The 19,493-nt window shown below is 38.1% G+C and carries 17 protein-coding genes and 4 tRNA genes; 7 read left to right on the top strand and 14 right to left on the bottom strand.

Annotation, left to right across the window (positions count from 1 at the left end):
- Positions 1-30: 30 nt before the first annotated feature.
- The 13 genes from rpoB to MM236_RS11725 form a co-directional block, all read right to left on the bottom strand.
- Positions 31-3,906 (bottom strand): DNA-directed RNA polymerase subunit beta, encoded by a 3,876-nt coding sequence (gene rpoB, locus MM236_RS11785; RefSeq protein ID WP_241275185.1) that lies wholly within the window; start codon positions 3,904-3,906, stop codon positions 31-33.
- A gap of 152 nt (positions 3,907-4,058) precedes the next feature.
- The gene (gene rplL / locus MM236_RS11780; protein WP_241275184.1) at positions 4,059-4,439 is read right to left on the bottom strand and encodes a 50S ribosomal protein L7/L12; all 381 of its coding nucleotides are present in this window, start codon (positions 4,437-4,439) and stop codon (positions 4,059-4,061) included.
- A 51-nt stretch (positions 4,440-4,490) separates the two neighbouring features.
- On the bottom strand, positions 4,491-5,027 hold the full coding sequence (rplJ, locus tag MM236_RS11775) for a 50S ribosomal protein L10 (RefSeq protein WP_241275183.1): 537 nt from the start codon (positions 5,025-5,027) through the stop codon (positions 4,491-4,493).
- Positions 5,028-5,029: 2 nt separating this feature from the next.
- Positions 5,030-5,728 (bottom strand): 50S ribosomal protein L1, encoded by a 699-nt coding sequence (rplA, locus tag MM236_RS11770; protein ID WP_241275182.1) that lies wholly within the window; start codon positions 5,726-5,728, stop codon positions 5,030-5,032.
- Positions 5,729-5,738: 10 nt separating this feature from the next.
- Entirely contained in the window at positions 5,739-6,182 is a 444-nt protein-coding gene (gene rplK / locus MM236_RS11765; RefSeq protein WP_241275181.1) for a 50S ribosomal protein L11, read from the bottom strand.
- Between the two features lie 3 nt (positions 6,183-6,185).
- Entirely contained in the window at positions 6,186-6,743 is a 558-nt protein-coding gene (nusG, locus tag MM236_RS11760) for a transcription termination/antitermination protein NusG (RefSeq protein ID WP_014772283.1), read from the bottom strand.
- A gap of 17 nt (positions 6,744-6,760) precedes the next feature.
- Entirely contained in the window at positions 6,761-6,949 is a 189-nt protein-coding gene (gene secE, locus MM236_RS11755; protein WP_241275180.1) for a preprotein translocase subunit SecE, read from the bottom strand.
- An 18-nt stretch (positions 6,950-6,967) separates the two neighbouring features.
- A tRNA-Trp gene (locus tag MM236_RS11750) sits at positions 6,968-7,038 on the bottom strand.
- Positions 7,039-7,154: 116 nt separating this feature from the next.
- Positions 7,155-8,342 (bottom strand): elongation factor Tu, encoded by a 1,188-nt coding sequence (tuf, locus tag MM236_RS11745; RefSeq protein ID WP_241275179.1) that lies wholly within the window; start codon positions 8,340-8,342, stop codon positions 7,155-7,157.
- Between the two features lie 67 nt (positions 8,343-8,409).
- A tRNA-Thr gene (locus tag MM236_RS11740) sits at positions 8,410-8,481 on the bottom strand.
- 33 nt (positions 8,482-8,514) lie between these two features.
- Positions 8,515-8,587 (bottom strand) — tRNA-Gly (locus tag MM236_RS11735).
- A 121-nt stretch (positions 8,588-8,708) separates the two neighbouring features.
- Positions 8,709-8,791: transfer RNA gene (locus tag MM236_RS11730), tRNA-Tyr, on the bottom strand.
- 143 nt (positions 8,792-8,934) lie between these two features.
- Positions 8,935-11,526 carry a M1 family aminopeptidase gene (locus MM236_RS11725; RefSeq protein WP_241275178.1) on the bottom strand — a complete coding sequence of 864 codons (2,592 nt, stop codon included), beginning with the start codon at positions 11,524-11,526 and terminating at the stop codon, positions 8,935-8,937.
- A 47-nt stretch (positions 11,527-11,573) separates the two neighbouring features.
- Here MM236_RS11725 and MM236_RS11720 point away from each other — a divergent pair, with 47 nt between their 5' ends.
- The 6 genes from MM236_RS11720 to MM236_RS11695 all read left to right on the top strand — a co-directional run bounded on the left by MM236_RS11720 (position 11,574) and on the right by MM236_RS11695 (position 16,867).
- A complete protein-coding gene (locus tag MM236_RS11720; RefSeq protein WP_241275177.1) occupies positions 11,574-12,068 on the top strand; it encodes an acyl-CoA carboxylase biotin carboxyl carrier protein subunit in 495 nt (164 codons plus the stop codon).
- A 102-nt stretch (positions 12,069-12,170) separates the two neighbouring features.
- Positions 12,171-12,881 carry a UMP kinase gene (gene pyrH / locus MM236_RS11715; RefSeq protein ID WP_241275176.1) on the top strand — a complete coding sequence of 237 codons (711 nt, stop codon included), beginning with the start codon at positions 12,171-12,173 and terminating at the stop codon, positions 12,879-12,881.
- 18 nt (positions 12,882-12,899) lie between these two features.
- Positions 12,900-13,460 carry a ribosome recycling factor gene (frr, locus tag MM236_RS11710; RefSeq protein WP_241275175.1) on the top strand — a complete coding sequence of 187 codons (561 nt, stop codon included), beginning with the start codon at positions 12,900-12,902 and terminating at the stop codon, positions 13,458-13,460.
- Between the two features lie 303 nt (positions 13,461-13,763).
- Complete coding sequence (locus MM236_RS11705) at positions 13,764-15,344, top strand: peptide chain release factor 3 (protein ID WP_241275174.1); 1,581 nt, start codon at positions 13,764-13,766, stop codon at positions 15,342-15,344.
- Positions 15,345-15,517: 173 nt separating this feature from the next.
- Positions 15,518-16,252, top strand: coding sequence for an RluA family pseudouridine synthase (locus MM236_RS11700; RefSeq protein WP_241275173.1), 735 nt, complete (start codon positions 15,518-15,520; stop codon positions 16,250-16,252).
- A gap of 108 nt (positions 16,253-16,360) precedes the next feature.
- Positions 16,361-16,867, top strand: coding sequence for a SixA phosphatase family protein (locus MM236_RS11695; protein WP_241275172.1), 507 nt, complete (start codon positions 16,361-16,363; stop codon positions 16,865-16,867).
- Between the two features lie 88 nt (positions 16,868-16,955).
- Here MM236_RS11695 and MM236_RS11690 read toward each other — a convergent pair whose 3' ends face one another.
- Positions 16,956-17,717 (bottom strand): DeoR/GlpR family DNA-binding transcription regulator, encoded by a 762-nt coding sequence (locus MM236_RS11690; protein WP_241275171.1) that lies wholly within the window; start codon positions 17,715-17,717, stop codon positions 16,956-16,958.
- A gap of 125 nt (positions 17,718-17,842) precedes the next feature.
- Between MM236_RS11690 and MM236_RS11685 the strand changes: the two genes are divergently transcribed.
- Positions 17,843-19,405 carry a glycerol-3-phosphate dehydrogenase/oxidase gene (locus tag MM236_RS11685; protein WP_241275170.1) on the top strand — a complete coding sequence of 521 codons (1,563 nt, stop codon included), beginning with the start codon at positions 17,843-17,845 and terminating at the stop codon, positions 19,403-19,405.
- Positions 19,406-19,493 lie beyond the last annotated feature (88 nt).

Here is a 19,493-nt window from a genome sequence, read left to right as displayed (position 1 = left end):
TTAAGGGCCTTTCGGCCCGTATTTTTTGAATTAGTCTAAGGTAATTTCTAGAGCAAGACCTCTAAGTTCATGAACCAATACGTTGAAAGATTCCGGAATATTAGGTTTCGGAAGGTTTTCTCCTTTTACAATTGCTTCATAGGCTTTCGCTCTACCCACTACGTCATCAGACTTCACAGTTAGGATTTCTTGTAGAACATGAGACGCACCGAATGCTTCCAATGCCCACACTTCCATCTCTCCAAATCTCTGCCCACCAAACTGAGCTTTACCACCAAGTGGCTGCTGTGTGATGAGTGAATATGGACCAATAGACCTTGCGTGCATCTTATCATCTACCAGGTGACCTAGTTTCAACATGTATGCAATCCCTACTGTAACTGGCTGGTCAAACTTCTTACCTGTCAAACCATCGTATAGGTATGTTCTTCCATAAGCAGGTAATTCTGCTTTTTCCAATTCAGCCGCAACTTCTTCCATTGTAGCTCCATCGAAAATAGGAGTAGCATATTTTTTACCCATCTTGTGTCCAGCCCAAGCAAGAACTGTTTCGAAGATCTGTCCAATATTCATCCTGGAAGGTACACCTAGAGGATTCAATACGATATCCATTGGGGTTCCATCTTCTAGGAATGGCATATCTTCGTCTCTTACGATTCTAGCAACAATACCTTTGTTACCGTGACGACCTGCCATTTTATCACCCACTTTTAGCTTACGTTTCTTAGCTACATAAACTTTAGCAAGTTGAACAATTCCAGCTGGCAATTCATCCCCTACTTCAAGGGTGAATTTATCACGTTTGAAGATACCAGAAATATCGTTTCTAGAGTTGATATAATTCTTAACAAGTTTTTGGATCAAACCATTCACATGTTGGTCATCAGTCCAGTCATCCAAAATAATATCAGAAACAAGATTCGCTTCTTCCTGAACATTATAGTTTGACTCATCTCTATATGGGTTCTTTGCAGGGAATAAGTTTTGCTCAATGTTCTTAGCATTGAACTTCACTCCTTTGCTGATGATTTCATCACCAAATTTATGTCTTACTCCTTGAGAAGTCTTTCCGTCCAAAAGCTGAACAAGCTTATTGATCATCCTGGCTCTCATTCCCAAAAGATCTTTGGAATATTGGCCTTTAAGTTTCTCTACTTCGGCCTTTGATTTTGCTCTTAGATCTTTATCCTTCTTAGGTCTAGAGAATAGTTTTGTTTCGATAACAACACCATTCAATGAAGGGGAAGCTTTCAAAGAAGCATCTTTTACGTCACCTGCTTTGTCTCCAAATATTGCTCTAAGCAATTTCTCTTCTGGAGTAGGGTCAGTTTCACCTTTTGGAGTGATTTTACCGATGATGATATCTCCTTCTTTCAGCTCAGCACCAACTCTGATGATACCATTTTCGTCAAGATTCTTTACAGCCTCTTCAGAAACGTTTGGTATTTCAGAAGTCAATTCTTCTTCACCTCTTTTGGTATCTCTAACTTCTAATTGGAATTCTTCGATGTGAATTGAAGTGAAGATATCTTCTCTTGCAACTCTTTCCGAAATTACAATTGCATCTTCAAAGTTATATCCTTGCCAAGGCATGTAAGCTACTCTTAGGTTTTTACCTAATGCAAGCTCACCATTATTGGTAGCATAACCTTCTACCAAAACTTGGCCTTTCGTTACTTTCTGATCTTTCAGAACCAACGGAGTCAAGTTGATAGTTGTGTCTTGGTTAGTTCTTCTGAATTTCACCAAGTTGTATGTTTTATATTCATCACTGAAGTTAACCAATAAGTCATCTTCAGTAAGGTCATATTTTACGGTAATCTTAGTAGCATCTACATATTCAATAACACCATCTGTCTCAGCGATGATCAATGCTCTTGAATCAATAGCAGCTTTACCTTCTAAGCCAGTACCTACGATAGGCGCTTCAGCTTTCAACAAAGGAACTGCCTGACGCTGCATGTTAGAACCCATCAAGGCACGGTTTGCATCATCATGTTCCAAGAATGGAATCAAAGAAGCTGCTACCGATACGATTTGGTTAGGAGCTACATCCATGTAACTGATCTCTTTGGGATCCAACACAGGGAAATCACCTTCAAATCTTGCTTTAACCCTATCATTCAAGAAAAGACCTTCGTCATCCAAAGGAGCATTTGCCTGAGCAATATTGTTGTCATCTTCTTCCTCAGCAGTCAAGAATACTATATCTTCAGTATTCATGCTTACTTTCCCTTCTTTTACTTTTCTATAAGGAGTCTCCAAGAATCCCATTGAATTCACTTTCGCGTGAACACATAGAGAAGAGATCAAACCAATATTTGGACCTTCAGGGGTTTCAATGGTACAAAGACGACCATAGTGAGTATAGTGAACATCTCGAACTTCAAAACCAGCTCTTTCTCTTGAAAGACCACCTGGGCCCAAAGCAGAAAGTCTTCTTTTGTGAGTCAACTCAGCTAGAGGATTGGTTTGATCCATAAACTGAGAAAGCTGATTCGTTCCAAAGAATGAATTGATAACAGAAGAAAGTGTTCTTGCATTGATCAAATCAACAGGTTTGAAATCTTCGTTATCACGAACATTCATTCTCTCTCTGATCGTCCTGGCCATTCTTGCAAGACCTACTCCAAATTGAGAATACAATTGTTCTCCTACAGTTCTTACCCTTCTATTACTTAAGTGATCAATATCATCGACTACAGCTTTAGAGTTGATAAGACCAATCAGATATTTCACAATGTTGATAATATCTTCTGTAGTCAATACGATTTTTTCGGAATCGATATTCAATCCTAATTTCTTATTGATCCTATATCTACCAACTTCACCTAAGTCATAACGCTTATCCGAGAAGAACAACCCATGAATAACTTCTCTTGCAGTAGCTTCATCAGGAGCTTCTGTATTTCTAAGTTGTCGGTAAATTACCTCAACAGCTTCTTTTTCTGAGTTAGAGTTATCCTTCTGAAGGGTATTGTAGATAATAGAATAATCAGCAACGTTTACATCTTCTCTATGAAGAATAATAGACTTCGCTCCAGATTCCAATATCAACTCAATATCCTCGTCAGAAAGAATAGAATCTCTTTCTAAAAGTACTTCGTTTCTATCAATAGAAACCACCTCACCAGTATCCTCATCAACGAAATCCTCTACCCAAGTTCTCAAAACCCTAGCAGCAAGTTTTCTACCGGTAATTTTTTTAAGATTAGCTTTAGTTGCAGCAATTTCTTCAGATAGACCAAAAAGGTCTAAAATCTGCTTATCTGAACCAAAACCAATAGCTCTCAACAAAGTAGTAACAGGGAATTTTTTCTTTCTATCAATGTAAGCATACATTACATTATTGATATCCGTTGCAAATTCAATCCAGCTACCTTTGAAAGGAATAATTCTGGCTGAATATAACTTGGTACCATTGGTATGTTTACTTTGAGCAAAGAATACACCTGGAGATCTATGAAGCTGAGATACAATAACTCTTTCTGCACCATTGATCACAAAGGAACCTTTCTCTGTCATATATGGAAGGTTTCCCAAGAAAACCTCTTGCTCAATAGTTTCAAAATCTTCATTGTCTTCATCAGAACACAATAGACGAAGTTTTGCTTTAAGCGGTACAGAGTAGGTTAGGCCTCTATCAATACACTCTTCGATGTTGTATTTTGGAGGATCTACTGTATAGTCAATAAATTCAAGTGTGAAGTTTTCTCTAGAATCACTAATTGGGAAATTCTCAGAAAACACCTTGAAAAGACCATCCTGTCTTCTTCTTTCAGCAGGAGTATCCAGCTGGAAAAAATCTTTGAAGGATTGTAATTGGATATCTAAGAAATCCGGATAGTCTTTGACTACCTTAATAGATGAGAAACTTTTCCTTTCGGTTTGATTCTGGATAGCCAAGGCAGTATATATTTATAGTGATAATTAATAACCAAATGCGACAATTTTCGCTTGAAATAGTGCAATTTTTTCCCTGAGCACAAACAGGAAAAGACCTGACTTTACAGTCAGGTCTAATACCATACCTTTACCAAAAGGTAAAGATTTTCAAATTACTTAACTTCTACTTCAGCTCCAGCCTCTTCAAGAGACTTTTTCAAAGCTTCAGCTTCGTCCTTAGCAATACCTTCTTTAACAGCTTTTGGAGCGCTATCAACTAGTTCTTTAGCTTCTTTCAAGCCAAGACCAGTCAATTCTTTCACAAGCTTAACTACAGCTAGTTTCTGACCACCAGCAGCTTTAAGGATTACATCGAAAGCTGTTTTTTCTTCTTCAGCAGCACCAGCATCACCAGCACCACCACCAGCTACCATTACAGCACCAGCAGCAGCAGGTTCGATACCATACTCGTCTTTCAAAATATCAGCCAATTCTTTTACTTCTTTTACAGTCAAGTTTACCAACTGATCAGCAAGTTGTTTAAGATCTGCCATTGTATTAATATTTAAATTGTTGTTTTTAACTAATTGATTTGATGATTATGATTATTCTTTCTCAGAGAGAGTCTTAACAAGCCCAGCCACAGTATTCTGTCCATATTGAAGGGCAGAGATAAGGTTTTTTGCTGGAGATTGAAGAAGACCGATAACATCTCCCAAAAGTTCGTTTTTAGATTTAAGAGTTGACAACATTTCTAGTTGATTCTCTCCGATGAAAACATCTGAATCTATGTACGCGCCTTTGAAGACTGGTCTTGTTTCTTTCTTACCTTGTTTCTTTCTGAAATCAAGAATTACTTTTGCAGGTAGGTTACTGATTTCTTTTGAAAATACGATACCTGAAAAGCCTTTTAGAGTAGCTTCTGAAAATTTTGCGTAGTCTCCGTCAAGGTTCTCTAATGCTTTCGCAATTAGTGTATTTTTATAAACCTTATACTCGACTCCTTTTTCAAAACATGCTCTTCTGAAAGCATTTACCTGAGCGACATTAAAACCTGAAGCATTAGTAATGTAGAAATACGGGGTTTCCTTGAATTTCTCGGTAAGACTTTCGATTATTTCTCTTTTTTCGTCTCTAGTCATGATTAAATTCCTTGAATACTACCTTTATCTACAATAATTCCAGGAGACATTGTGCTCGACAAATGAATACTTCTGAAATAGGTTCCTTTTGATGAAGTAGGTTTCAGCTTAGAAATAGTGCTGATCAATTCTCTTACGTTGTCCTGAATTTGTTCAGCTGTAAAAGATACTTTACCAACGCCAGCATGGATAATTCCAAACTTATCGACTTTAAAATCGATTTTACCAGCTTTTACTTCTTTAACAGCTTTACCAACTTCCAAAGTTACTGTTCCTGATTTTGGGTTAGGCATCAAGCCTCTAGGTCCCAAAACCCTACCTAATCTACCAACCTTAGCCATTACATTTGGCATAGTTATGATGACATCAATGTCAGTCCAACCGCCTTCTATTTTCGCTATATAGTCGTCTAATCCAACATAGTCCGCACCTGCCTCTTTAGCTTCAGCTTCTTTGTCAGGGGTACAAAGTACCAATACCTTAACATCTTTACCTGTGCCGTGTGGCAATGCAACTACTCCTCTTACCATTTGGTCTGCTTTACGAGGATCCACGCCCAAACGAACGTCAAGATCAACCGAAGCATCAAATTTGGTGTTAGTGATTTGCTTCACAATAGAAGAAGCTTCCTCTAGGGAGTACTGTTGGCTTGCGTCGTACTTAGAAAGAGCTTCTTTTTGCTTTTTTGTTAACTTAGCCATAGTTTTTATTTTATTCCTCCCAAGGAGCTTTTCCAGATACTGTGATACCCATACTTCTAGCAGTTCCTGCAATCATTTTCATGGCAGACTCTATCTTAAAAGCATTTAAGTCAGGCATTTTCACTTCAGCAATTTCTTTTACTTGATCCCAAGTAACAGTTCCTACTTTTTTCCTGTTTGGTTCTGATGAACCAGCTTTGATTTTTGCAGCCTCTATCAGCATATTTGCAGCTGGAGGAGTTTTTACTACAAAATCAAAAGATTTGTCAGAATAAACAGTAATCAAAACAGGCAATACTGAACCCATTTTATCTTGGGTTCTGGCATTGAATTGCTTACAGAACTCCATGATGTTCAAACCCTTTGAACCAAGGGCTGGACCAACTGGAGGCGATGGATTTGCCTGGCCACCTTTCACCTGTAATTTCACATAACCAGTGATTTCCTTAGCCATTTCCTAGTCTTGTTTTTCTACTTGTATAAAGTTTAACTCTACAGGGGTATTTCGTCCAAAGATCTTGACCATAACATTCAATTTCTTCTTATCTTCAAACACCTCTTCTATTGTACCCGCGAATCCACTGAAAGGACCGTCCATTACTTTTACGGTCTCCCCAACTATAAATGGAGTATCTAATTTCTCTGCAAACTCATCAATCTCCTCAACACGACCTAAAATCCTATTGATTTCTGATTGACGTAATGGCTCAGGAGTTTTGGAAGCCCCCCCTTGGTTTGACCCTAAGAAACCGATTACACCCGGAATACTTGTAATTACATGATTTGCTTCACCGTGAGTCAAATCCGCATTAACCAAGACATAGCCAGGAAAGAAATTTCTATCCCTAACTCTTTTCTTGCCATTGCGCATTTCGTAAACTTTCTCGGAAGGTATCAAAACTTCGGGAATATAATCCTCCAGTTTTTGGCGAACAATTTCATTGTCTAAATAAGCTTTAGTCTTTTTCTCTTGTCCTGCTACCACCCTAAGTACATACCACTTATGTTCAGCCATCAGTAATTCTAATTCAATTAAAATAAATCATAAAACCATTTCATCAAATTCTCGAAACCCAAATCTATAGCACCGATCAACAGTGAAAAGATTAATGAAGCGACGATGACCAAAACAGCACTGTTTTGTAAAAACGAATGGGAAGGCCATGTGACCTTATTCTTCATTTCGTCTATTGACTCAACGACAAAGTTTTTGATATTCATGGTTTTACTTTCTTGTTGCACGGGCAGAGAGATTCGAACTCCCATCAACGGTTTTGGAGACCGCTATTCTGCCATTGAACTATGCCCGTAGGATCATTTGGTTCCTAAAAGGAACGCAAAAGTAGTAATAAAAGGTGGAAGAAACAAATGCGATCCCGAAAAAATATTCAAGATCGCATTTGAAAATATGTGATAATCTTAAAGATTAGTCAAGAATTTCAGTTACCTGACCAGCTCCTACTGTTCTACCACCCTCACGGATAGCAAAACGAAGACCTTTCTCAAGAGCAACTTTATTCAATAAGTTTACTTCGATTGTAACGTTATCACCTGGCATAACCATTTCAACTCCTTCAGGAAGTTTGATCTCTCCAGTTACGTCAGTAGTTCTAAGGTAGAACTGTGGACGGTATCTGTTGAAGAATGGTGTATGACGTCCACCTTCTTCTTTAGAAAGAACGTAAACTTCAGCCTTGAAATGAGCGTGTGGTTTAACAGATCCTGGCTTACAGATAATCATACCTCTCTTGATTTGAGATTTTTCAATACCTCTCAACAATAGACCTACGTTATCTCCAGCTTCTCCTCTGTCAAGGATCTTACGGAACATCTCAACACCAGTTACTGTAGACTTCAAGCCTTCAGCACCCATACCGATAATGTCAACTGGCTCGCCAGAGTTGATTACACCTCTTTCGATTCTACCAGTTGCAACAGTACCACGACCAGTGATCGAGAATACGTCTTCAACAGGCATCAAGAAGTCTTTGTCAACTAGACGCTCAGGAATTGGAATGAACTCATCAACTGCGTCCATCAAATCCATTATTTTATCTACCCATTTGTCATTTCCTTCCAAACCACCAAGGGCAGATCCAGAAATAACTGGGATATTGTCACCATCAAAATCATAGAATGATAGTAACTCTCTTACTTCCATTTCTACAAGTTCAAGAAGTTCAGGATCATCTACCAAATCCACTTTGTTTAAGAAAACAACAAGTGCTGGTACACCTACCTGACGAGCAAGAAGGATATGCTCTCTAGTCTGAGGCATTGGTCCGTCAGTTGCAGCTACTACAAGAATAGCGCCATCCATCTGAGCAGCACCAGTTACCATGTTCTTCACATAATCAGCGTGACCTGGACAATCTACGTGAGCGTAGTGTCTTTTTTCAGTCTGATATTCTACGTGAGAAGTGTTGATAGTAATACCTCTTTCTTTTTCTTCTGGAGCGTTGTCGATAGAAGAGAAATCTCTTAGTTCAGAAAGACCTTTTTTGGCCAATACTGTAGTAATGGCAGCAGTCAAAGTTGTCTTTCCATGGTCTACGTGACCAATCGTACCGATATTAACGTGCGGTTTGGAACGGTCAAAGGTTGCTTTTGCCATGCGTGAAAATCCTCTGTTTTAGTTAAAGATATAAATTTATTTATTTTTTCTAATTCCAATGTTTCTGAGCCAACGACGGGATTTGAACCCGTGACCCCTTCCTTACCAAGGAAGTACTCTACCCCTGAGCTACGTCGGCTGGTAACATTACTGATGCCCTATAAAAGCATAGAGCGGGAGACGAGGCTCGAACCCGCGACCTGCAGCTTGGAAGGCTGCCGCTCTACCAACTGAGCTACTCCCGCTTATTATTGTTTGGTTACCAACTTTTTTCACTTCCGAAAAATACCGGATTTTGAATCAAATTAAAACCTCTTCTGATTACGTGATTGCAAAAGTAATGAAATTTTTGACAATATCGCAATGTGGGGGAAACAGGATTCGAACCTGTGAAGACATAAGTCAACGGATTTACAGTCCGTCCCAGTTGGCCGCTTTGGTATTCCCCCAACTTTTTTCATTAAGACTTTGATACTTTTGGTTGTCTTAACGGATGGCAAAATTATACCCTTTTTTGAAACATTCAAAATTATGTTAATCTTTTTCTTATGTTTTTTTCAAAGTACAAATTAAGCTTTTCGAAATCAATGAATTAATTTTCTTCTAGATAAGGAGAAAGATAAAATTCCTTGTACCTTTTTACCTGCTCATCCTCTTCTTTCTCATACAAAGCCTTGATTTTATCTAAGACTCCTTCTTCGTCTACAAACCCAAAAAGCGACTGAAAAGCTACAGCCCTGATATAATTTGCTTGATGATTTAAACCAATTTGATATAGATTTTCAACTGCTACTTTATTTTCTTTTTCGGACTGAAGTTTTGAAAAGTAGTCTCCATAATATCCAATGAAGTAATACAAGGATTGACCATTCATTACTTTCAATTTATCATGAAACCATTCACCCTTACCTTCAATAGATTCCGTAATATAATAGTCAGCTAAGGCGACTACAATCCTGATATTCTCTTCCTCAACAAATCTTTGGGAGACCTCTTCCCTATTTGTGTTCTCTTCGTTGTCCAAATAGGCACTTAATGCTGCGCCTGACACATAATAAGAAGGATGATTGATCCACCTGATAAATGCAGGTGCATACTTGTTGGCATCTATTAGGGAAAGTAGCTCTATAGCTCCTGTCCTCACTGTATTTTGCACATCATTTTCAGCCATTTCAAATAGTTTTTCCTCAATTGAAGTAATCTGCATCAGCAAGTTTGGATTTCTCGCTATTTGAAGCAGTGCTTTTTCCCTTACAGACCAAAAAGAATCATTTAGCCCTTTTTCAACCACTTCTGCAAAAATTTCTTCGTCTGCAAATTCACTTCCTAGACTGTCGAGTGCCTCATATCTTGCTATTCCAAACTCAGATTCATTAAATTGCCTCACAAAATGATCCCTTCCTCTTTTACTAACTTTTTCTGCCAACAATTCTGATCTTTCATCAAAATAGAGTACAGATACGGGTTCCGCATTTTCTATTGCAAATTGTTGCACACCCTTAGTCAATTCAAATACCTTTTCAAACCTTTTCCCATCGGTATACCAGCTTACTTTAAAGGGGATTCGATACAAAGGGGTTGTATCTAAATCCTGCTTTTGCCTTATTGTCAAAAGTAAATTTTCTTTTTCACTGTAATCCACTTCATATTCTAGAATAGGATGACCAGAAGCGAAAAACCATTGGTTGAAAAACCAATTCAAATCCATACCTATTACTTCCTCAAAAGCTAAACGAAGATCATGTGCTTCCACACTTGAAAGGGCATGTTTTGTCAAATAGTGATTTAAGGATTTGAAAAATGCCTGATCTCCAATGCTTCTTCTAAGCATATGAAGAATTCTACCGCCTTTTGCATAAGAATGACTGTCAAACATTTCTTCAGAATCTTCATGATAAAACCTAATCAAATCAACTTGCTTGCCAATGGCTTCGTCTAAATATTGCTCCATTTCAGAGATATGATGAAGATCTGCTTCATCAGACCCTTCTTTGTATTCATACCATAAATATTCAGAATAATTTGCAAAAGCTTCATTCAATGTCAAATTTGCCCAAGATTCTGTGGTGACATAATTACCAAACCATTGATGGAAAAGCTCATGCGCAATTATCCCATCCCACTCACTGTCCAAAGCTTCTCTTTCTGTCAAATTCAATTCCTCCATAAACACGGAAATTGTGGTATTTTCCATGGCTCCAGAGACAAAATCCCTCACTACTACTTGATCATATTTCTGCCAAGGATATCTCACTCCAAGTACTTCAGAGAAAAAACCAATCATTTCCGGTGTGTTTTGAAAAACTTTCTTTGCTCCCTCTGCATATTTCTCTTCTACATAATAATTCACTTGGATATCTTCCCATGAATCTTTAATCTCAACAAAATCACCAACAATGACTGCTGCCAAATATGGCGCATGTGGTAAGTTCATATCCCAATGATCTGTCCTGGTGCCATCAGCATTCAATTTGGAATCAATCAATTCCCCATTGCTGATCGTTTTGAATTTCTGATCGACTGTCAGTTTGATTTCTTGTGTAGCTCTTTCATTGGGAGTGTCCAAGGTTGGAAACCATTTGGAATTATGCTCTGTCTCTCCCTGAGTCCATATTTGAATAGGCTTTCCATCTTCTTCACCTGAGGCATTGATAAAATAAAGCCCTTTGGTATCGGTAATTGCAGCACTTCCAGATTTGGGATTTTCGTTGGGCTTTGCTGTATATTTAATGATCACATTCAATGTATCATTTGCAGAAAAATTCTTAGGAAGATAAGCCGTAATCTGTTTTGAATCATAGCGGATATTCAACTCATTTTCTCCTTCTTCTGTAATTAACCTAAAGGAATGAATATCAAAATCCTTCGCATCTAGAACCAATTCATTCTGATCAAAAAAGTATGGCTTTAAGGTCAAATGAGCTTGTCCATAAACCCACTCTTTCTCAAAGTCAAAAGCAATGTCAAGATTGGTGTGTAGCAAATCAAAATGCCTTGTCCTAGAAGGTTTGTAGTCTGAAATCAAAGCTTCTTTCTTCCTGATAATATCGTCATTACTAGGTATAATGGAAGTTTCTATTTTCTCTTCATCTTTTTCCTCAATGGACAGGGTTTTGTTACTTTTACAGGAAAAGAAAAACAAGACCATCAGGTAAGGGAGAAGCTTGATATATTGGGTTTTCATAAAAAGACCTTTAAAGATAAATCGTATATTGGCGCAAAATAATAGAAATGTATTCAGTAAATATTGATAATTCCGTAATTAAAGTTGAGAAATCTGGTGATTCCATAGTTGTCAACGAAGAAATCCTGACTTGGGATTTAAAAAAAACTGGTGATAGGTTCTACAATATTATCCACGAAGGTAAGTCATTCAACTTGGAAGTGGTGAGTATTGTTCCTGAAGAAAAAACGATCAAGTTAAAACTCAACAACAAGCCTGCGACAGTGAAGTTGCAGGACAAGTTTGATTTACTCTTGGAAAAATTGGGGATGAATACCAACAAAGGAAATCAAGCCAAAGAAATCAAGGCTCCGATGCCAGGATTGATATTTGACATAAAAGTCACAGAAGGGGAAGAGGTCAAAAAAGGAGACGCTGTATTGATCCTTGAGGCGATGAAAATGGAAAACATCATCAAATCCCCTGGAGATGGTATCGTCAAAGTAATCAAGATAAAAAAAGGCGACAGTGTGGAGAAAAACCAAGTTCTAATTCAATTTTAAGCTTTCAACTTTAGAATTCTAAGATGTAGCGTTTATATTTGTAAAATTTATCATTTTCATAAATTATTAAATCAAGCACATCTTTTCAAATAAACGCCAGAAATGAAGTACAAAAGAATATTACTAAAGCTAAGCGGAGAGTCGCTAATGGGAGAGAATAATTACGGTATCGATCCCAATAGACTGCAGAAGTATGCCGAAGAAATCAAAAAGGTCAAAGAGCTTGGAGTAGAAATTGCCATTGTGATCGGAGGGGGTAATATTTACAGAGGAGTTCAGGCCGAAAAGACAGGTATAGATAGAGTTCAAGGTGACTACATGGGTATGTTGGCCACTTTGATCAATGCAATGGCTTTGCAAAGTGCACTTGAAAAAAACGATATGTTTACCCGATTAATGTCTGGGATTAAAGTAGAAAGCGTTTGTGAGCCATTCATCAGAAGAAGAGCAATCAGACATTTGGAAAAAGGTAGAATCGTGATATTTGGTGCCGGTATAGGAAACCCATATTTTACTACCGATTCAACTGCAAGTTTGCGTGCCATAGAAATCGAAGCAGAAGTAGTATTGAAAGGTACAAGAGTAGATGGCGTCTATACAGCTGATCCTGAAAAAGATAAGTCGGCCACAAAATACAGCACATTGTCATTCCAAGAAGCATACGAGAAAAACCTCAACATTATGGATATGACTGCGTTTACACTTTGTCAAGAAAACAATTTGCCTATTGTAGTATTTGATATGAATAAAGAAGGGAATTTGATGAAATTGGCGACTGGTGAAGAAATCGGAACATTAATCACATCATTATAATCCATATAGAAAAAAATCATGGAAGAAATTCAATTGCACCTAGACGAATCAAAAGAACTTATGCAAAAAGCAGTGGACCACACTGCCCAAGAGTTGGTAAAAATCCGCGCAGGTAAAGCAATGCCTAATTTGCTAGATGGCATCATGGTGAATTATTATGGAGCACCTACCCCATTGCAACAAGTGGCATCTGTGACGACTCCTGACGCAAGAACTTTGTCGATCAAACCATGGGAAAGAAATTTGATTTCTGAGATTGAAAGATCAATAGTGAATTCTGATTTAGGTCTTGCCCCTCAGAATAACGGAGAAATCATCATCCTTACAATCCCACCTTTGACAGAAGAAAGAAGAAAAGGATTGGTAAAGATGGCCAAAGCAGAATGCGAATCTGGCAAAGTGAGTATCAGAACAGTCCGTAAAGACACAAATGATTCTTTGAAGAAACTACAAAAAGACGGTGCTTCTGAAGACGAAATCAAAAGGGCGGAAGATATCGTTCAAAAATTGACAGATCAATTTTCCACAAAGGTAGATGAACTTCTTGCAAAAAAAGAAGTGGAAATAATGACTGTTTAACTGACTCCTAATAGACCAGTCAATTTCCTACAGAATTGATAATCTTACAACAAAGAAACCTCGCAGGATTCTCCTGAGAAGTTTTTAGAATAAATCAACTTCAAAAAAACTAAAAGGCAAACAAACCTTTCAAAAATAATTTAATACCTAAATTCAAGTCTTCGCCATACATTTGGTGAAGGCTTTTTTTTGTTTTAAAGACTATCCACAAAAATCGTTAAGTCACGCTAATTCTAAACCTAGTACATAATTCAGGTTAAAAACGTACCTTTGCCCCTTGGAAAAATATTGAATCCCTTCCAGATGAGTTTGAATAAAGAAATAGCTAAGCGAAGAACATTCGCCATTATTGCCCACCCTGATGCTGGTAAGACCACATTGACAGAGAAATTGCTCCTTTTCGGAGGTGCAATTCAGACTGCGGGTGCAGTAAAATCAAATAAAATTGACACCGCTACTAAATCCGATTGGATGGAAATAGAAAAGCAGAGAGGTATTTCTGTGGCTACTTCCGTCATGGGATTTGAATATAAAGACATCAAGATAAACCTTCTCGATACTCCAGGTCACCAAGACTTCGCTGAAGATACTTATAGAACATTGACTGCTGTCGATTCTGTAATCATGGTAATAGATTGTGTGAAAGGTGTGGAAATTCAGACAGAAAAGCTGATGGAAGTATGTCGCATGCGAAATACACCAGTGATCTGTTTCATTAATAAACTTGACCGTGAAGGCCGTGATCCTTACGAGCTTTTGGATGAAGTAGAGGAGAAACTGAACATTCAGGTCAGACCTTTATCTTGGCCAATTGGCATGGGTAAAGGGTTCAAGGGTGTATACAACCTTTATGACAGAAAGCTGAATCTTTTCAGTCCCAGCCAAAGAAAACTGAGTGACGATCGAGCTGTTTTTGATGATCTATCAGAAGATCGGTTAGATGAATTGATCGGTCGTAACAATGCAGACCAATTGAGGGAAGATGTAGAATTGATCGAAGGAGTGTATCCTGACTTTGACACAAAGGAATACCTTGAAGGAAAAGTAGCACCTGTTTTTTTCGGCTCTGCCGTGAATAATTTCGGTGTAAATGAAATGTTGGACACCTTCATCAGAATAGCACCTGCTCCAAAAAGCAGAAATACGGAAGACAGGGAAGTGCTTCCTTCCGAATCGAAATTTTCTGGATTTGTGTTTAAAATCCACGCAAACATGGATCCGAACCACAGAAACAGAATCGCATTCCTAAGAATCTGTTCTGGTAAATTTGAAAGAAACAAACCTTACAATCATGTGCGTGGACCAAAACCACTTCGCTTCTCGAATGTAACACAGTTTATGGCGCAGGATAGAGAAATGGTTGACGAGGCATTTCCTGGCGATATCATTGGTCTTTATGACACTGGGAATCTGAAAATCGGTGATACGCTAACCGATGGCGAAAACATGACATTCAAAGGAATCCCAAGCTTCTCTCCTGAGATCTTCAAAGAAGTCATCAACAAGGACGCGATGAAAACCAAGCAAATGGAAAAAGGCTTGAAACAACTGATGGAAGAAGGAGTAGCGCAGTTATTTACTTTTGACATGGGCTCTAGAAAAGTAATTGGCACTGTCGGTCAGCTTCAGTTTGAGGTAATTCAGTTTAGATTAAAGCAAGAATACAATGCCTCTGTGGAATTTGCTCCAATGCAACTTTACAAGGCTTGCTGGATTAGTAGCTCTGATAAAAAGAAGTTGGATGAATTTGTACAGTCAAAAAACCGCCATATTGCTAGAGATAAAGATGGTAAATTGGTATTTATGGCTGAATCCCGATCATGGTTGCAGATGGTTCAGGACAATTACCCGGAAATAGAATTCCACTTCACATCGGAATTTTGATTTAAATTAAGCGATTCTCTTAAAGGTATTGCAGATATTTTTTGAACTTGTTAAATTTAAAAACATGAAATTGACACGATTAAAATAATCATCAAAATACACAAAAAGATTATTTTTATCAACATCACGAAAGGTCTCGAGACCACGTGACAATTGAAAACAATTTATAAAACATGAAAAAGAAACCATTCTCAGTCGTCTATGAAGACAACCATCTTTTGGTGGTAAATAAGGCTGCCGGAATATTGGTACAAGGAGATAAGACCAAAGATAAAACTCTCACAGATTATTGTAGAGAGTACATCAAAGAAAAATATAACAAGCCTGGTGACGTATTTCTTCATCCTGTACATAGACTAGATCGACCTGTGAGTGGGCTTGTAGTCTTTGCACGAACATCAAAAGGCCTAGAAAGAATGATGGAACTCTTCAGAAAAAGAGACATCCACAAAGTGTACTGGGCTATCGTAAAAAAGAAGCCAAGAGAGGAAATGGACAAATTGACCCATTATTTGGTAAAAGATGAGCAGAGAAACTATGTGAGTGCTTTCGAAAAAGAAGCTCCAGGTTCACAAAAAGCTGAATTGACTTACAAAAGATTGGGTAAGCTCAATGATCATTGGCTAATGGAAGTAAGGCCAGTGTCAGGGCGACCCCATCAAATCAGAGTGCAGCTAGCCTCCATAGGATGCCCTATCAGAGGTGATGTAAAATATGGTTTTGTGAAACCAAACCTTGATTTGAGCATCAATCTTCATGCTTTCCATTTGGTATTCATCCATCCTATCAAAAAAGAAAAACTGATCCTAAGAGCTGCATTGCCCGAAGAACCGTTCTGGGAACAATTCTTAGAATTTGAGGAAATCAAAGCCAAAGATCAATATTTGGACAATACCTTTAGTGGATAATCTATCGCATCTTCTAAATTGAAGAGGCGAATTTCTGATAATAGCTCTACCGCAGCGGAAAAGTTACTTTAGTTTTAGCACGTTCAAAAAAATTAAAAACACCCAAAAATGAAAAATAATATTCTGCTCATATTGTCATTGATAATCATTGGTTTTGCCTGTACTCCGAAACAAGAAGCCAAAACTATCTATATCGTAAGGCATGCCGAAAAGATGCTTAATGCAGAAGATCCTCAATTAAGTGTAGCAGGCACAGTAAGATCAAAAAAACTGGGGCAGATATTAGAAGATAAACAAATCAAGCATGCTTTCAGCACAAGTACCATAAGAACCAAAGCTACCCTTCAACATGTCTCTAACAATGCTGGCATTGCTGTAGAAATCTACGACCCACAAAACCATGATGATTTGGTAGAGGAGTTAAGAACAAGAAAGGGAAATGCTGTAGTAGTCGGCCACAGCAACACCATTCACCATCTCGTGAATTACTTTGTTATGACTGGAGACAAGTTTGAGGAATTGGAAGATATAGAGTATGATTACATATTTGAAGTGACTCTGGAATCCGATGGAAGTTCGAGCGTAGAGAGAAGGTTGTACAAAGAGTTTAACTAATATCCCCCATTAAATCTAGTATTCTGATTGGTTGAAAATAAAACTTACTGGATTTTATACAAAATTTAAACTATAAGAAAAACTCAATTCAAACCACCCTTACTTCTATTCCCATTTCCTCCAATTTTTCCCTATACATTTCCTGAATTCCAGCGTCGGTAATGACCACATCTATATCGTCCAAATTACAGATCTTACCGAAGCCCTTTTTTCCAAATTTGCTGGAATCTGCCAAGACGATGGTTTTTTGGACAGATTTGATCATTTGGGCATTGAGATGTGCCTCCATCAAATGTGAAGTAGTCAACCCAAAATCCAAACTGATCCCATCCACACTCAGAAACAACTTACTACAAGCAAAATTCCGCATCATTTCCTCAGCATAATTACCCACAACAGAACTGCTGCTTTTTCTTACCACACCTCCAAGCTGTACGATCTCGACATCAGGGGAATCAATCAAAGCTAGTGTCACATTCATTGCTGCTGTAAGCACAGTTAGTTTTTGATTCTTTGGAAGCATTTGCGCAAACGATACCACTGTAGTTCCCGAACCTATGATAATCGCTTCATCCTCCACTACCAATTGGATAGCAGCTTGGGCTATTTTCATTTTTTCTTCAACCCTTTCTAGTTTCTTTTCCTGCACAGGCCTATCATTGACATAAGGTGAATTTAAGGTCGCTGACCCATGGGATCTATACAAAAGTCCTTTGTCTTCCAGCAACTTCAAATCCTTTCTAACTGTAACAACAGTGACATCCAGCTCTTTGCTAAGGTCAGCTACATGCACAATTCCAGCTTCGCTAAGCTTTTCCAATATAAATTTATGTCTTTCTGCAATAGTCATGAAAGCTTTCTTTTTTTGATAAAGATAGCTCATTAGATACAAAAAGTAAATTATTTTGATTTAAATATTTCTATTTATTTCTTTTTGTTTCTTTTTATATTATTTTTGAAGTAAATATCACTAAAATGAATAGAATAGAAAACCTCAAAAAACTAGAAATAGAAAACAAAATCTGGGACATAGCAGTAATTGGCGGTGGTGCTTCAGGTCTTGGCGTAGCACTAGATGCGCTTTCAAGGGGACTTTCTGTGGTGTTGGTAGAAAAAGCGGATTTTGCAAAAGGAACCTCAAGCAGAAGTACCAAACTTGTCCATGGAGGAGTTCGATATTTGGCTCAAGGAGATGTTTCACTAGTATTCGAGGCACTGAAAGAAAGGGGAAGACTTTTACAAAATGCTCCGCACCTTACCCATAATCAACCTTTCATCATACCTATCTATACATTTTTTGACAGACTACAGTACAGTATTGGATTGAAAATCTATGACTGGATGGCAGGAAGACTTCGATTGGGAAAATCCAGATTTATTTCCAAAAAAGAAACCTTAAAGAGATTACCACAGATCAAACAAGATGGACTCAAAGGAGGTGTCGTCTATCATGATGGACAATTTGATGATGCTAGATTGGCTTTGAGTATAGCCATCACTTGCAATGAAATGGGTGGTAATATCCTCAACTATACCAAGGTCAATGCTTTGATAAAAAATACAAAAGGGAAAATCACCGGAATCCAAGTCAGGGATTTGATTGGAAAGAAAAATTACAAAATAAAGGCTAAAATGGTCGTAAATGCTACGGGTGTGTTTGCGGATAAAATCCTACAGCTAGATCAACCTGATGCACCAAAAAGCATTCAGCCAAGCCAAGGAATTCATTTGGTTTTGGACAAATCATTCATTGGAGGAAATGATGCGCTGATGATCCCTAAAACTTCGGACGGTCGGGTTCTTTTTGCAGTCCCATGGCAAGACAAATTGGTAGTAGGCACTACAGACACTTTGCGTGAAAAAGCCAAACTAGAGCCAGAAGCGTTGAGCAAAGAAATTGATTTTGTGCTGGAAACTGCTGCTGCTTACATGGTAAAAACACCAACCAAAGCCGATGTTCTTTCAGTCTATGCAGGTCTGAGGCCACTTGCTGCTCCAAAAGAAGGCAGCACCAAAACAAAGGAAATTTCACGTTCACATAAAGTTATTGTTTCTGAAAGTGGATTGACTTCCATCACCGGGGGCAAATGGACTACCTTTCGAAAAATGGGTGAAGACACTGTTGAGAAATTCACAATGGTCACTGGAGAAAGCATTAAGGAAAGCGCATCTGCAAATATCCATTATCGAGGCTATACAACAGATCCACAAGAAGGTCATTGGCAAGGCTATGGCTCAGATGCAGCCACTATCCAAAAAATGATTGAGGATAAACCGGAATTTGGGGATCGATTACATCCCTGCTATCCCTATACAGTCGCAGAAGTAGTCTGGGCCGTGAAAAATGAAATGGCTATGAAAGTAGAAGACATCCTAGCACGGAGAATGCGCATTTTGTTCCTAGACGCAAGAGCCGCTATTGAAATGGCACCTAAAGTAGCAGAAATCATGGCGCAGGAATTTGCCAAAGATGAAGAATGGACAAACCAAGAAATCTCCGATTTCGAAAAAACAGCAAATAAGTATATATTGAAATAAATCCGCCACGCTTGTGCACCTTAGGCGTAGCGGATAAAATATTGATTGATACTTATGGATATTGATATTGGAAATGAAATAAGCCTAT

It is taken from the genome of Belliella calami, from assembly GCF_022549695.1.
Lineage (GTDB): Bacteria > Bacteroidota > Bacteroidia > Cytophagales > Cyclobacteriaceae > Belliella > Belliella calami.
Note: the sequence above shows the minus strand (reverse complement) of the source record. Positions and strands in the feature narration are given on the sequence as shown.